15 protein-coding genes are annotated in these 12,975 nt (G+C 64.3%); 6 read left to right on the forward strand and 9 right to left on the reverse strand.

Features of this window, described 5'->3' with window-relative positions; translation table 11 throughout:
* Window positions 1-155: 155 nt before the first annotated feature.
* The 9 genes from ACK4FZ_RS04440 to queA form a co-directional block, all read right to left on the reverse strand.
* The gene (locus ACK4FZ_RS04440) at window positions 156-1,463 is read right to left on the reverse strand and encodes an NAD(P)/FAD-dependent oxidoreductase (RefSeq protein WP_409818448.1); all 1,308 of its coding nucleotides are present in this window, start codon (window positions 1,461-1,463) and stop codon (window positions 156-158) included.
* Between the two features lie 112 nt (window positions 1,464-1,575).
* Window positions 1,576-3,117, reverse strand: coding sequence for a ubiquinone biosynthesis regulatory protein kinase UbiB (gene ubiB / locus ACK4FZ_RS04445; protein WP_144373162.1), 1,542 nt, complete (start codon window positions 3,115-3,117; stop codon window positions 1,576-1,578).
* Between the two features lie 15 nt (window positions 3,118-3,132).
* Window positions 3,133-3,714: an SCP2 domain-containing protein gene (locus ACK4FZ_RS04450; protein WP_409818449.1), complete on the reverse strand. Its 582-nt coding sequence runs from the start codon at window positions 3,712-3,714 to the stop codon at window positions 3,133-3,135.
* Between the two features lies 1 nt (window position 3,715).
* Entirely contained in the window at window positions 3,716-4,042 is a 327-nt protein-coding gene (locus ACK4FZ_RS04455) for a DMT family transporter (protein WP_409818451.1), read from the reverse strand.
* A gap of 3 nt (window positions 4,043-4,045) precedes the next feature.
* Window positions 4,046-4,720, reverse strand: a complete 675-nt coding sequence (locus tag ACK4FZ_RS04460) for an OmpA family protein (RefSeq protein ID WP_144373165.1) — start codon at window positions 4,718-4,720, stop codon at window positions 4,046-4,048.
* Entirely contained in the window at window positions 4,717-5,274 is a 558-nt protein-coding gene (locus tag ACK4FZ_RS04465; protein WP_409818453.1) for a M15 family metallopeptidase, read from the reverse strand. Before ACK4FZ_RS04465 ends, ACK4FZ_RS04460 begins: the two co-directional genes overlap by 4 nt.
* Entirely contained in the window at window positions 5,274-6,008 is a 735-nt protein-coding gene (gene ubiE / locus ACK4FZ_RS04470; RefSeq protein WP_144373167.1) for a bifunctional demethylmenaquinone methyltransferase/2-methoxy-6-polyprenyl-1,4-benzoquinol methylase UbiE, read from the reverse strand. The genes ACK4FZ_RS04465 and ubiE overlap by 1 nt, the downstream gene beginning before the upstream one ends.
* Window positions 6,009-6,010: 2 nt before the next feature.
* Complete coding sequence (locus ACK4FZ_RS04475; RefSeq protein ID WP_144373168.1) at window positions 6,011-6,382, reverse strand: gamma-butyrobetaine hydroxylase-like domain-containing protein; 372 nt, start codon at window positions 6,380-6,382, stop codon at window positions 6,011-6,013.
* Between the two features lie 4 nt (window positions 6,383-6,386).
* Entirely contained in the window at window positions 6,387-7,412 is a 1,026-nt protein-coding gene (gene queA, locus ACK4FZ_RS04480) for a tRNA preQ1(34) S-adenosylmethionine ribosyltransferase-isomerase QueA (RefSeq protein WP_409818456.1), read from the reverse strand.
* Window positions 7,413-7,700: 288 nt separating this feature from the next.
* Between queA and aroQ the strand changes: the two genes are divergently transcribed.
* The 6 genes from aroQ to ACK4FZ_RS04510 all read left to right on the forward strand — a co-directional run bounded on the left by aroQ (window position 7,701) and on the right by ACK4FZ_RS04510 (window position 12,932).
* Window positions 7,701-8,150 carry a type II 3-dehydroquinate dehydratase gene (gene aroQ / locus ACK4FZ_RS04485; protein WP_144373170.1) on the forward strand — a complete coding sequence of 150 codons (450 nt, stop codon included), beginning with the start codon at window positions 7,701-7,703 and terminating at the stop codon, window positions 8,148-8,150.
* A 27-nt stretch (window positions 8,151-8,177) separates the two neighbouring features.
* Window positions 8,178-8,645 carry an acetyl-CoA carboxylase biotin carboxyl carrier protein gene (gene accB, locus ACK4FZ_RS04490; protein WP_144373171.1) on the forward strand — a complete coding sequence of 156 codons (468 nt, stop codon included), beginning with the start codon at window positions 8,178-8,180 and terminating at the stop codon, window positions 8,643-8,645.
* A gap of 140 nt (window positions 8,646-8,785) precedes the next feature.
* Window positions 8,786-10,141, forward strand: a complete 1,356-nt coding sequence (gene accC / locus ACK4FZ_RS04495; RefSeq protein WP_409818457.1) for an acetyl-CoA carboxylase biotin carboxylase subunit — start codon at window positions 8,786-8,788, stop codon at window positions 10,139-10,141.
* 4 nt (window positions 10,142-10,145) lie between these two features.
* Complete coding sequence (gene prmA / locus ACK4FZ_RS04500; protein WP_144373173.1) at window positions 10,146-11,036, forward strand: 50S ribosomal protein L11 methyltransferase; 891 nt, start codon at window positions 10,146-10,148, stop codon at window positions 11,034-11,036.
* 3 nt (window positions 11,037-11,039) lie between these two features.
* A complete protein-coding gene (locus ACK4FZ_RS04505; protein ID WP_409818458.1) occupies window positions 11,040-12,278 on the forward strand; it encodes a DUF3426 domain-containing protein in 1,239 nt (412 codons plus the stop codon).
* 99 nt (window positions 12,279-12,377) lie between these two features.
* A complete protein-coding gene (locus ACK4FZ_RS04510; RefSeq protein WP_409818459.1) occupies window positions 12,378-12,932 on the forward strand; it encodes a redoxin family protein in 555 nt (184 codons plus the stop codon).
* The last annotated feature ends 43 nt before the right edge of the window (window positions 12,933-12,975 follow it).

Below are 12,975 nucleotides of genomic sequence, written 5' to 3' on the forward strand. Positions count from 1 at the left end.
AGTCGAGTCTGTTTGTCCTACCACCCCGCAGACCAGACCGACATTGCCCGCGAGTGGTGAAGAACAGGGCACACAAATATCCAACGAAAAATGCCAGTCAGCGTTAACTGACTGGCATTAGCCCATTGGCGGCCTTGTTCTGTACGGCTAGCCGCTCAGTGCAGCTTCAGCGCCGGCCGCGCCACGCGGCGTAAACGATCCCCCACCCACAGCAGCCCGGCCAGCCACCAGCCGTGCACCGCTGCCTGGTGCATGCGGTACAGCGAGGCGTAGATCAGCTTGGCGCCGCGCCCTTCCACGTAGTAATCGCGCTTGGGGCCAACAATGGCCGCCAGGCTGCCCACCGCGGTGTGCTTGCCCAGCGACACCATCATGCCTTGCGGCTTGAAAGCAAAATCCGGCACCGCCTGCTGCTGTAGCCAGGCCTGCAGCGCTCCGGCCAGCCACTGCGCCTGCTGGTGCGCCACTTGCGCGGTGGCCGGCAACGGGCGGCCATCCGGCCCCGCGCACGCCGCGCAATCGCCCATTGCCACAATGTTTTCGCCCGCTACGCAGCGCAGCTGGGCGTCTACCTGCAACTGGTTCAACCCGTTCACCGCCAGGCCATCCAGCTGCGCCAGCCAGGCAGGCGCCTTCACCCCGGCCGCCCATACCGTCATGTCGGCCGCCACCGTACTGCCGTCCTGCAGCTGTACACCGTCGGCGGTCACCGCCGCCACCCGGCTACGAGTAAGCACGCGCACATGGCGTGCGGCCAACTGTTCTTCGGCGTAGGCCGACAGCGACGGCGGCGCGGCCGCCAGGATGCGCTCGGCGCCTTCGATCACGCTGATGTGTACCTGCGCCGGCTGCAACCGGGCACCGTAGACGTGCATTTCGCGCACCGTGTGGTTCAGCTCGGCTGCCAGCTCCACCCCGGTGGCACCGCCGCCAACGATGGCGATATCCAGCCCCGGCTGCTGGCCGCTGCTGCAACGGAAGGCCAGCTCCAGCAGGCGGTGGCGCAGGCGCTCGGCGTCCTGCGGCGTGTTCAGCTGCAAGGCGTGCTCGGCCACGCCGGGGGTGCCGAAATCATTGCTCTGCGCCCCCACCGCCAGCACCAGCCAGTCGTAGCCGATGTCGCGTGGCGGGCTCAGCTGCTGGCCGTCACTACCGTGAATGGCGCCCAGGCGGATCAGCCGCTGCTGGCGGTCCAGCCCCTGCATGTAACCGAACTCGAAGTCATAACCGTTGTGGTAACCGTGGGCGAAGTAGTTCACCTCGTCCTCGCCGCTATTGAGCACGCCGGTGGCCACTTCGTGCAGCAAGGGTTTCCAGATGTGGGTGGGCGACCCGTCCACCAGCACGATACGGGCACGGTGGCGCAGGCCCAGCTGGCGGCCCAGGCGGGTGGCCAGCTCCAGGCCCCCGGCGCCGCCACCAACGATGACAATGCGCGGTAAATCGGCAGAACGACTCAGCATGACAACTCCTTTGGATCAGAATGCGTTACCGCAGCCGCCTGCCTCCAAACAAAACGGCTGGGGTAACGCATCGCGCGCCAGCCCAGCCGTGTGCTTGTCCGCCAGCAGCCTGTCAGCCAGGCACGCCGCGCGTCAGCAGGATCACCAGCAGCGCCAGCAACAGCAGCGCGATCAGTTTCAACATGAAATTCTGCGTTTTCTGCTCGCGCATCAGTTGGATATAGCCTTGCAGCACAAGTTCGGTGGTCTGGCCCGACAGCGCCTCGCCCAGCTTGCGCGGAATGGTGGGCAAGGTGGTGGCCCACTGCGGTACTTCGTGCTTCAGCGTGCGCAACAGGCCGCGCCAGCCAATCTGTTCGTTCATCCACTTGGTAAGGAACGGTTTGGCGGTGTCCCACAGGTCCAGGTCCGGGTCCAGCTGGCGACCGAGGCCTTCGATATTCAGCAGCGTCTTCTGCAGCAACACCAGCTGCGGCTGGATTTCCACATTGAAACGGCGGCTGGTTTCGAACAGGCGCAGCAGCACCATGCCGAAGCTGATCTGCGACAGCGGCTTGTTGAAGATGGGCTCGCACACGGTACGGATCGCCGCTTCCAGCTCTTCGGCGCGGGTATCGCGCGGCACCCAGCCAGACTCGATATGCGCGGTGGCGACGCGGTGGTAGTCGCGGTTGAAAAAGGCCAGGAAATTCACCGCCAGATAGTGCTTGTCGGTCTCGGTGAGGCTGCCGACGATGCCGAAGTCCAGCGCGATGTAGCGGCCATCGGCAGCCACCAGGATGTTGCCCGGGTGCATGTCGGCATGAAAAAAGCCGTGCCGGAACACCTGGGTAAAGAAGATTTCCACGCCAAAGCGGCTGAGCTTTTTCAGGTCGATGCCGGCGTCGCGCAGGCGGTCGATCTGCCCCACCGGGATGCCGTCCATCCACTGCATGGTCATTACCTCGCGCCGGGTGTAGTCGTAGTACACCTCCGGCACGATCAGCATGTCGCTGCCGATGAAATTGCGGTGCAGCTGGCTGGCGTTGCCGGCTTCATGCATGAGGTCCAGCTCGTCGTGCAGGTGACGGTCGAACTCGGCCACCACCTCGCGTGGTTTCAGCCGCTTTCCGTCGGGCAGGAAGCGCTCTACCAGCCCAGCCAGCACCGCCATCAGCGCCAGATCCTGCTCGATCACCGGCAAGATGCCCGGGCGCAGCACTTTGACGGCCACCGCCTTGCCCGGTTGGCCGTTGCTGCCATGCAGGCGAGCGCGGTGCACCTGCGCCACCGAGGCGCTGGCTACCGGCACGTCGTCGAATTCGGCATAGATGTCGGCCACGCGCTGGCCGAAACTGCGCTCGATCACCTCACGCGCGATGGCGCTGTCGAACGGCGGCACGCGGTCTTGCAGGCGCGCCAGCTCGTCGGCGTAATCGGGCGGCAGCAAGTCGCGGCGGGTGGACAGCACCTGGCCGAACTTGATGAAGATCGGCCCCAGGTGTTCCAGCGCCAGCCGCACGCGCTGCGGCAACGGCGCATCGGTATCGCGCGGCAGCGGCAGCAGACGGAACAACGTGGCGATCAGCCCCACCTTGGGGCGGCCGGCCAGGAAATCGTCCAGGCCGAAGCGGTAGAACACGGAAACAATCTTGAGCAGACGCGCAATACGCATGATGGGGCTTTGTTGTTATGGTTGGCGAAGGTTGGCCGCACGCGCTTCCAGCAGCGCCAGGCGTTTTTCGAAACGGTCGGCATCCTCGCGCAGCGTATCCACCGCGCTGACAAACGCCTCGACGTCGGTCTTTTTGGCCAGCAGCGGCGCTTCTTCGCGCAGGTGCTCGACCCAGGCTTCCAGCAGGCGGCCGCCGATCTCGCCCTTGATGCCGAACAGGCCGCGCACCCAGCCTTGCACGCGGTGCGCCGCCACGTCGCCCACCACGCGCGACAGGTCTTCGGTGGCGTCCCACTGCAGCTGGCGCACGATGCGGCCAACGCTGGCCGCCAGCTCGGTATCGCCTTCCAGCACGATGTCGGCCATAGCCGGCTCGCGGCCGGACAGCTGCGCCAGCGCCACGCCGTGCTTCAGCCGCAGGCGCGCTTCCGGCTCGCCTTCACACGCCGCCAGCCAGCCGTCGCTGGTGACCACACCCGCCAGATCGAACGGCGGCAGGCTGATGCCAATGCGGCGCCCGGCGTGCTGCGCCAGCTCGGCACGCACCGCCGGGTGCTGGTTCAACAGATGATTAAATGCGGCAATACGCAAGCCCATATCAATGCCCCTTGCTGGCCAGACTCAATAAAACGGTACCAATGATGATGGCCACGATGCCTGCCAGCTTCAGCGGCGGCATGCCCTCGCCGTAGTAAAACACGCCCACGGCCGCCACCACCGCCATGCCGACACCGCACCAGATGGCGTACACCACACCCAGGTCCAGCCGCTGCACCACTTGCGACAGCAGCCAGAACGCCAGTACGTAGCCGGCCACCACCACCAGCGAGGGCAGCGGCCGGGTAAAACCGGCCGCCAGCTTCAGCGACGAGGTGGCCACCACCTCGGCAGCAATGGCTCCGGCCAGCAGCAGCCAGGCGTTCATGCCTTACTGCACCACCGGCACGATCTGGATTTCCACACGGCGGTTCAGCTGCTTGCCGGCTTCGGTCTTGTTGTCGGCACGCGGGCGGCTGGCGCCGTAACCGGCGGCGCTCATGCGCTCCGGCTGTACGCCCAGGCTGGCCAACTGGCGTTCTACTGCGGCAGCGCGCTGTTCGGACAGCGGCTGGTTGATCTTGTCGTTACCACTGGCGTCGGTATGGCCTTCGATATCCAGCGTGGTCTTGCCGTAGCGCTTGACGATGCTGCCGATGGTGGCCAGCGTCGGCAGGAAGGCTTGCTTCAGGCTGGCCGAGTTGCTGTCAAACGCGGTGGCCGAGGTCATGGTAACGGTCAGGCTGTGGTCGGCGTTTTTCTTCAGTTCGATGGCGCCAGACTGGATTTGCGGGGCCAGCTGCTTTTCGAAGTCCTGCGCCTGCTTGTCCATGTACGCGCCCACGCCGGCACCGGCCAGGCCGCCGCCGATAGCGCCGATCACGGCACCCTTATTGCGGTTGCCCTTGCCGGCTACCGCTGCGCCCAGTACGGCGCCACCGATAGTGCCCAGCACGGCACCCTTCTGGGTGTTGGTGTATTGGTCGAGGTCTACCGAGGCGCAACCACTGGCCAGCAGGGCAGCGGAAACCACGGTCACGATGCCGAGTTTGGAGAGGTGTTTCATGCGGTTAGTCCTTTCGATGTGGGCTGGGCGGCAGGGTCTTGCCAGCACCAGTGCCAGGGCTCGTACAAGTAGCCGCTGGCGTTGTCCGGGCCAAAGCTCATGGCAAAGCCATGGTTGGCCGCACGTTGCTGCAGCCAGGCAAAGGCCGGGGTGGTTTCAAAGTGTTGTTCCAGCACCGGCGAACCGGGGGTGCCGATATCGATGGCACGGCCGGTATGGTGCTCGCTGAAGCCGGGGGCGGCGCTCACGGCCAGAATGGTGTCCAGGCTCTGGCCACGCGCCAGTTTGGCGGCCACGATCTCGTGCTGCCGCGCCACGCTGCGGAAGGCGGACACCAGAAACAGCGTCACACCATCGGCAGCGGCGGCATCGCGCATGGCCTGCCACGCGGCAGCGGCACCGGGCAGCAGGTGGAACTCGCGCCCGGCGTCGTTAACGTCGGCCAGCACCAGCTGCCCGGCGGCGGCTTCTGCGTACGGTTGCAGGCCGCGTGCGGCCAACCTTGCCGCCGTGATGCCCAGTTCGGCCAGGCGGGCGGCAATGGCGTCGTCCATCAGAACTTCACGCCCTTGTGCAGCGCCACCACGCCACCGGTCATGTTGTGGTAATCGACGCGGCCAAAGCCGGCGTCCAGCATCATCTGCTTCAGGGTTTCCTGATCCGGGTGCATGCGGATGGACTCGGCCAGGTACTGGTAGCTGTCGGCGTCATTGGCCACCAGCTTGCCCATCACCGGCAGCGCCTTGAACGAGTAGAAATCGTAGAACGGCGACAGCGGCTTCCAGACCTTGGAAAACTCCAGCACGAACAGTTTGCCGCCCGGCTTCAGCACGCGGAACATCTCTTTCAGCGCGGCATCTTTATGCGTCATGTTGCGCAGGCCGAAGGCCACCGACACCGCGTTGAAGTAGTTGTCGGGGAACGGCAGCTTTTCGGCGTCGGCCAGCGATACCGGCAGGATCAGGCCTTCGTCCAGCAGGCGGTCGCGGCCAACGGTCAGCATCGAGCTGTTGATGTCGGTAAGCCACACTTCACCGCTCTTGCCCACGCGCTTGGCCCAGCCACGCGCCAGGTCGCCGGTACCGCCGGCGATGTCCAGCACCTTGTCGCCGGCACGCACGCCGGAAGTGGTGAGGGTGAAGTGCTTCCACACGCGGTGCAGGCCGCCCGACATCAGGTCGTTCATCACGTCGTACTTCTGCGCCACCGAGTGGAACACCTCGGCCACCTTGCCGGCTTTTTCGCTTTCATCGACGGTTTTAAAGCCAAAATGCGTCTGGTTGTCCATGTTTACTCCCTGCTCGCGCCAGCGGCGGCGAGGCGATTCAGATAATCCTGCCAGTACTGGTCGCGCTTGGCGCCCAGCTCGTATAAGTAAGCCCAGCTATAGAGGCCGCTGTCGTGGCCGTCGTCGAACACGATTTTCAGCGCGTAGTGGCCCACCGGCTCCAGCGCGGTGATGGCTACCTGCTTCTTGCCGGTCTGCAGCACCTCGTTGCCCACGCCGTGGCCGCGCACTTCGGCCGACGGCGAATGCACGCGCAGGTATTCGGCGTCCAGCGTGAAACGGGCGCCGTCGTCGAAGCCGATTTCCAGTTGCCGCGACACGGCGTGCAGGATGATGTCTTCCGGCAGGGCGCTATCGTGGGAGAGTCCGCTCATGGTGTCAGTCCTTGCGCGTCAGCAGCATGGCGTCGCCATAGCTGAAGAAACGGTATTCCTGCGCCACGGCGTGCGCGTAGGCGGCGCGCATTTCCGGGTAGCCGGCAAACGCCGACACCAGCATCAGCAGCGTGGATTTGGGCAGGTGGAAGTTGGTCAGCAGCCGGTCTACCACGTTGAAGCGGTAACCCGGGGTAATGAAGATGTCGGTCTCGCCGCGGCCCGCCTTCAGCACGCCGTCGCCGCGTGCGGCAGACTCCAGCGCGCGCATGCTGGTGGTGCCCACCGCCAGCACCTGGCGGCCGGCGGCGTGCGCGGCGTGGATGGCGTCCACGGTGGCTTGCGGCACGTCGTAGATTTCGCTGTGCATCTTGTGTTCGGCGATGTTGTCCACGCGCACCGGCTGGAAGGTACCGGCACCCACGTGCAACGTCACGTTGCACAGCTGCACGCCCTTGTCGCGCAGGCGCTGCAGCATGGCATCGGTAAAGTGCAGGCCGGCCGTCGGCGCGGCCACCGCGCCCTTTTCCCGTGCATACACGGTCTGGTAGCGCTCGTCGTCGTCGGCGTCGGTATCGCGTTCGATATACGGTGGTAGCGGCAGCTTGCCGGAAGCGTCCAGGATATCGAACACGTTGGCCTCGTCCAGAAAGCGCAAATGGAACAGCGCGTGGTCGCGGCCAACCATTTCGGCTTCCCAGCGCTCGGCAAACACAATGCGGCTGCCCGGCTTCGGCGACTTGCTGGCGCGCACATGGGCCAGCACTTCATGCTCGTTCAGCACGCGCTCAACCAGCGCCTCCACCTTGCCGCCGCTGGCTTTCTCGCCAAACAGCCGTGCCTTGATGACGCGGGTGTCGTTGAACACCATCACGTCGCCGGCTTGCAGGGCGTCGGCAAAATCGTCGAACTGCGCGTCGCGCAGCGTGTCTCCTGCTACCAGCAGCAGGCGGCTGCTGCCGCGCACGGCGGGCGGGTGCTGGGCGATCAGGTGCTCGGGCAGGTGGTAGTCGAAATCGGATACGTGCATGGTGCGGCTATCTTCTGGAAAACTGCGGGATTATACCTTTCGAGCGACTTCCCGTGGCAGCGTTCCCGGTATGCAGCTTGCTTGTGCCAGATCAACAAGCCAAAAACTGGCCACGCTACAGTTTCAGCCGCGTGACAGCGGGCCGATTTGTTAGTGCTTTCACTCGAAGCAGCAACATTTTACCAACAACTCTGCAACTTAAACATGCGTTTGAAATGCGGCAATTGCTGGACAACTTGCCGGCAATTACTGCAAACTCGCGCCCATATCAAAACAGGGACCACCACCTTGACCCGAAAAATCCTCGTGCTGCACGGCCCCAATCTGAACCTACTCGGACTGCGCGAGCCACAGCACTACGGCCGGGACACCCTGGACGACATCAACCAGCGCCTGCGTGCACAAGCCACTGACGCCGGTTTCGAGCTGGACATATTGCAAAGCAATGCCGAGCATGTCCTGATCGACCGCGTACACGCTTGCCTCACCGACGGCACGGCTTTTGTCATCATCAACCCGGCGGCCTTTACCCATACCAGCGTGGCGCTGCGCGACGCACTGGCCGGCGTGAAGCTGCCTTATATCGAAGTACATCTGTCCAACGTCCACGCCCGCGAACCCTTCCGCCACCACTCCTATTTTTCGGACCTGGCGGTCGGCGTCATTTGCGGCCTGGGCGCCGATGGCTACGCCATGGCCCTGTCCCATGCGATGAAACGCCTGGCCACAGTGGCTTAAACACCCGAATACTACCGAAGGAATACCATGGACCTGCGCAAACTGAAGAAGCTGATCGATCTCGTCGAGGAATCCGGCATTGCTGAACTCGAAGTGACCGAAGGCGAAGAAAAAGTCCGCATTACCCGCGTATCCGCCAACGCTGCCGTCAACTTTGCCCAGCCGATGCACGTTCAGCTGCCGCACGCCGCGCCGATGGCTGCGGCCCCGGCTGCCGCACCGGTTGCCGCCGCCCCGGCCGCTGCCCCGGCTGCCGACAGCGCCAATGCCGTGAAATCGCCGATGGTTGGTACCTTCTACCGCCGCCCGAGCCCGGACGCCAAGCCGTTCGTGGAAGTGGGCCAGCAAGTGAACGTGGGCGACACCCTGTGCATCATCGAAGCGATGAAGCTGATGAACGAAATCGAAGCCGAGCGCGCCGGTGTGGTGAAAGCCGTGCTGATCGAGGAAGGCCAGCCGGTTGAATTCGGCGAGCCGCTGTTCATCATCGAATAACAGCAGCGATCTGCCGTGAATTCCAAATGACAGGGCACGCCAGCGTGCCCTGTCGTTTTCGCGTGATTACGTGATTAAAAGGGCTGCCTACAGCCCGGCCCGGTGCCCAAGCGAGGCCACCGGGCTGCGGAGATACCGACATGTTTGAAAAGATCCTGATCGCCAACCGTGGTGAAATTGCCCTGCGTATCCAGCGTGCCTGCCGCGAGATGGGCATCAAGACCGTGGTGGTGCATTCCGAAGCCGACCGCGAAGCCAAGTACGTGAAGCTGGCCGACGAATCGGTGTGCATCGGCCCGGCATCCTCTGCCCAGAGCTACCTGAATGTACCGGCGCTGATTGCCGCCGCCGAAGTAACCGACGCCCAGGCCATCCACCCGGGTTACGGCTTCCTGTCGGAAAACGCCGACTTCGCCGAGCGCGTGGAGCAATCCGGCTTTGCCTTCATCGGCCCGCGCGCCGAAACCATCCGCCTGATGGGTGACAAGGTGTCCGCCAAGCAGGCCATGATCGAAGCCGGCGTGCCGACCGTGCCTGGCGTTGCCGGCGCGCTGCCGGACGACCCGGTGGAAATCACCAAGATTGCCCGCAAGATCGGCTTCCCGGTGATCATCAAGGCTGCCGGTGGTGGCGGCGGTCGCGGCATGCGCGTGGTACACACCGAAGCGGCGCTGATCAACTCAGTGAACATGACCCGTACCGAAGCCGGCGCTGCCTTTGGCAACCCCACCGTGTACATGGAAAAATTCCTGGAACAGCCGCGCCACATCGAGATCCAGGTGCTGGCCGACCAGCACGGCAACGCCGTGTTCCTGGGCGAGCGCGATTGCTCGATGCAGCGCCGTCACCAGAAGATCATCGAAGAAGCGCCGGCACCGGGCATTACCGCCGAACAGCGCCAGCGCATCGGCGAGGCCTGCGCCGAAGCCTGCCGCCGCATCGGCTACCGCGGCGCCGGTACTTTTGAATTCCTGTACGAAAACGGCGAGTTCTACTTCATCGAGATGAACACCCGCGTGCAGGTGGAACACCCGGTTTCCGAGCTGATTACCGGCATCGACATCGTGCAGGAGCAGATCCGCATCGCTTACGGCGAAAAACTGCGCTTCACCCAGGACCAGATCGTGTTCAAGGGCCACGCGATGGAGTGCCGCATCAACGCGGAAGACCCGTTCACCTTCATCCCGTCGCCGGGCAAGATCGAGAGCTACCACCCGGCCGGTGGCCCTGGCATCCGCATCGACTCGCACATCTACCAGGGTTACACGGTTCCGCCCCACTACGACTCGATGATTGGTAAACTGATCGCTTATGGTGATACCCGCGAACAGGCGATGGCGCGCATGCGCGTGGCGCTGTCCGAAATGGCCATCACCGGCATCAAAACCAATATCCCGCTGCATCAGGAACTCTTCCTGGATAGTGCCTTCCGCCAAGGCGGCACCAGTATCCATTACCTGGAAGAGCGTCTGGCGCAGCTGAAGAAAGGCAGTTAATTCCATGGCATGGCTGCAAGCCACCATTCAAGCAGACTCGGCCGTGGCCGAGAAACTGGCCGACGTCCTGATGGACGTTGGCGCCCTGTCCGCCACCATCGAAGATGCGCTGGCGGGTACCGATGACGAGCAGCCGATCTTCGGCGAGCCGGGTGAGCCCGTAGACCAGCTGTGGCAGCACAGCCTGATCAACACCCTGTTTGCCGAAGATGCCGACGTGGACCTGCTGATCGTGGCCGCGGCCAACCAGTGCCGCATCGACGTGCCCAGCTACACCGTTGGCCGCGTGGAAGAGCAGGACTGGGTGCGCCTGACGCAAAGCCAGTTCGACCCGATCCGCATCTCCGACCGCCTGTGGATTACCCCCACCTGGCACGAGTCGCCGGACCCGGACGCCATCAACCTGCAACTGGACCCGGGCCTGGCCTTCGGGACAGGCAGCCACCCCACCACCCGCCTGTGCCTGCAATGGCTGGATCAGGAAATCCGCGGTGGCGAAACGGTGCTGGACTACGGTTGCGGTTCCGGCATCCTGGCCATCGCCGCGCTGAAACTGGGCGCCGGCCCCACCCGTGGTATCGACATCGATGCCCAGGCGGTACGTGCCAGCCTGGATAACGCGCAACAAAACGGCGTCAGCGCCGAGTTCGGCCTGCCGGACACGCTGAAAGCCGGCCAGTACGACGTGGTAGTCGCCAACATCCTGGCCAACCCGCTGCGCATGCTGGGCGAATTGCTGGCAAGCCACGTGAAAACCGGTGGTAAAATCGTGCTTTCCGGCATTCTTGCCGAGCAGGCCGAAGAACTGTCCGCCATTTACGCCAAATGGTTCGATATGGACGCCGCCGTGTTCGACGAGGGCTGGACCCGACTATCCGGAACCAAGCGCCCGTAAACCATGAGCTACACCACACAGTGCCCCAGCTGCCAGACCAAGTTCAAAGTCTCTGACGCCCATCTCGCCCTCGCCGGCGGCATGGTACGCTGCGGGCGCTGTAGCCATGTTTTTCATGCGCCCAGTCATTTCGACAGTGCCGCCGACGCGGCACTGACACCGCCGCCGGTACAGCAAGCCACACCCGCACCGGTGGCCCCTGCCCCGCGTCCGGCCGAAGACGACGACTTCGAGCTGGAACTGCCCGATTTCGAACTCGCCCCTGCGGCCAACCCTGCGCCGCCGCCCGCGCCGCAGCGCCAGCCTACACCCAGCCCGTTCGACGACATCCTGCCCGACAGCCCGCTGCCCGACACCGACTTCGACCTGCCCGACTTCGACCTGATGGAGCGCCAGCGCGCCACGCCTGCGCCGCAACCACCCAGCCAGCCTATCGTGTCCGACTTCCGCGCCGCTGCCGCACAGGCTGAGGCCGAAGCCGCCAGCAGCAGCCAACCGGAAATGGACGCCTTCCAGCAGGCGCTGGCCGAAGCGCTGCGTAGCCCTGCCAGCAGCGGCAATAACCGCAAGCTGTCTGCCTACGTACAGCCGGAAGACGACGACACGGAAGCGGCCCCGGCACCAGACACCAGCCGTCGCCAGGAACCGGCGCTGAGCACCCCCGATTTTGATGAGCCGCCGCCCGCCGCGCCCGCCTTCGTGGCCGAAACGGAAGCCGAAGCCGAACACGACGAAGCCGTGCCGGCCGCCAGCACTGGCAGCATGGTGAAAACCGGGCTGTATGCGGTGCTGGGTACCTTGCTGGCGGTTGCCTTGCTGGGCCAGTTGTTGTTTATCAACCGCACCCGCGTCGGCGCTGAAGTGCCCGAACTGCGCCCGGCCTTCGAAAGCCTGTGCGCCAGCCTGGGCTGCAGCGTGCCGCTGCCGACCGATCGCCAACTGATCCGTACCGAATGGTCCGAGCTGTCGTTCGTACCGCAAAACGACCACCTGATCCAGCTGAATGCCACGCTGAAGAACCTGGCCAAATACCCGCAAGCCTTTCCGGTAATGGAGCTGACGCTGAAAGATGCCGAAGACAAGGTGGTAGTACGCAAGGCGTTTCAGCCGCAAGAATACCTGAGCGCCAGCGATTACAAACTGGGCCAGTTCAACAGCAACAGCGAGCTGAAGATCCAGCTGCGCATGGCCATGGCGCAAGGCAAGGCGCTGGGCTACAGCCTGCACTTCTACTACCCGTAATACCCGTCTGCCAGCGCGGCGGCCAACCCTGGCCTGCTGCGCTGCACACTTGCATTTCCTCCGCGATAAGCCACAGTGGTATCACAAACGGAGGAAGACATGGCACTACACCCCTTTACCTATCAGGAAGAAGCCCTCGAGGTCAGCGGCAATTTCCCCGAAGCCGGCCACACGCTGCCCAGCTTCATGCTGGTGGACGAACAGCTACGCGACGTCTCGCTGGAGCGCTACCTTGGCCGCGTCAAGCTGGTGGTCACCTTGCTGTCCATCGACGCCGAGCAAGCCGGCCTCACCCTGCTGCAAGACCTGCGCCGCGCGCTGGAAGCGTGGCCACTGCTGCAGTTCATCGTGATCACGGTGGACTCCCCGTTCAGTCTGGCCCGCGCCCGCCGCGAGCACGGCCTGCCGCACGTGGTGCTGCTGTCCACGCTGCGCGGCCGCGACTTCCACAAGCACTTTGGCGTCCTGCTGCAGGATATTCCGCTGGCCGGCGTCACCTGCCCTGCGCTGTGGCTGGTGGACGAGCAGGATCACATCCACTTTGCCCAGCGTCTGGAAGCCGACGATCAAGGCTTCGACCTGCCGCGCCTGCGCGAGAAACTGGATGCCGTATTCAACCCGCCGCCCGCCCCGGCTGACACCGACGCCGGCTAGCCCGGCACAAAAAAACACCCCCTTTCCTGGGAAAGGGGGTGCT

The sequence above is a fragment of the Vogesella sp. genome (assembly GCF_046297735.1).
Taxonomy (GTDB): Bacteria; Pseudomonadota; Gammaproteobacteria; order Burkholderiales; family Chromobacteriaceae; genus Vogesella; species Vogesella urethralis.

What these genes read in the sequence shown, in the direction of transcription:
- ACK4FZ_RS04440 (WP_409818448.1), bottom strand. Translation starts at nt 1,463, where the DNA reads ATGCTGAGTCGTTCTGCCGATTTACCGCGCATTGTCATCGTTGGTGGC.
- ubiB (WP_144373162.1), bottom strand. Translation starts at nt 3,117, where the DNA reads ATGCGTATTGCGCGTCTGCTCAAGATTGTTTCCGTGTTCTACCGCTTC.
- ACK4FZ_RS04450 (WP_409818449.1), bottom strand. Translation starts at nt 3,714, where the DNA reads ATGGGCTTGCGTATTGCCGCATTTAATCATCTGTTGAACCAGCACCCG.
- ACK4FZ_RS04455 (WP_409818451.1), bottom strand. Translation starts at nt 4,042, where the DNA reads ATGAACGCCTGGCTGCTGCTGGCCGGAGCCATTGCTGCCGAGGTGGTG.
- ACK4FZ_RS04460 (WP_144373165.1), bottom strand. Translation starts at nt 4,720, where the DNA reads ATGAAACACCTCTCCAAACTCGGCATCGTGACCGTGGTTTCCGCTGCC.
- ACK4FZ_RS04465 (WP_409818453.1), bottom strand. Translation starts at nt 5,274, where the DNA reads ATGGACGACGCCATTGCCGCCCGCCTGGCCGAACTGGGCATCACGGCG.
- ubiE (WP_144373167.1), bottom strand. Translation starts at nt 6,008, where the DNA reads ATGGACAACCAGACGCATTTTGGCTTTAAAACCGTCGATGAAAGCGAA.
- ACK4FZ_RS04475 (WP_144373168.1), bottom strand. Translation starts at nt 6,382, where the DNA reads ATGAGCGGACTCTCCCACGATAGCGCCCTGCCGGAAGACATCATCCTG.
- queA (WP_409818456.1), bottom strand. Translation starts at nt 7,412, where the DNA reads ATGCACGTATCCGATTTCGACTACCACCTGCCCGAGCACCTGATCGCC.
- accB (WP_144373171.1), top strand. Translation starts at nt 8,178, where the DNA reads ATGGACCTGCGCAAACTGAAGAAGCTGATCGATCTCGTCGAGGAATCC.
- accC (WP_409818457.1), top strand. Translation starts at nt 8,786, where the DNA reads ATGTTTGAAAAGATCCTGATCGCCAACCGTGGTGAAATTGCCCTGCGT.
- prmA (WP_144373173.1), top strand. Translation starts at nt 10,146, where the DNA reads ATGGCATGGCTGCAAGCCACCATTCAAGCAGACTCGGCCGTGGCCGAG.
- ACK4FZ_RS04505 (WP_409818458.1), top strand. Translation starts at nt 11,040, where the DNA reads ATGAGCTACACCACACAGTGCCCCAGCTGCCAGACCAAGTTCAAAGTC.
- ACK4FZ_RS04510 (WP_409818459.1), top strand. Translation starts at nt 12,378, where the DNA reads ATGGCACTACACCCCTTTACCTATCAGGAAGAAGCCCTCGAGGTCAGC.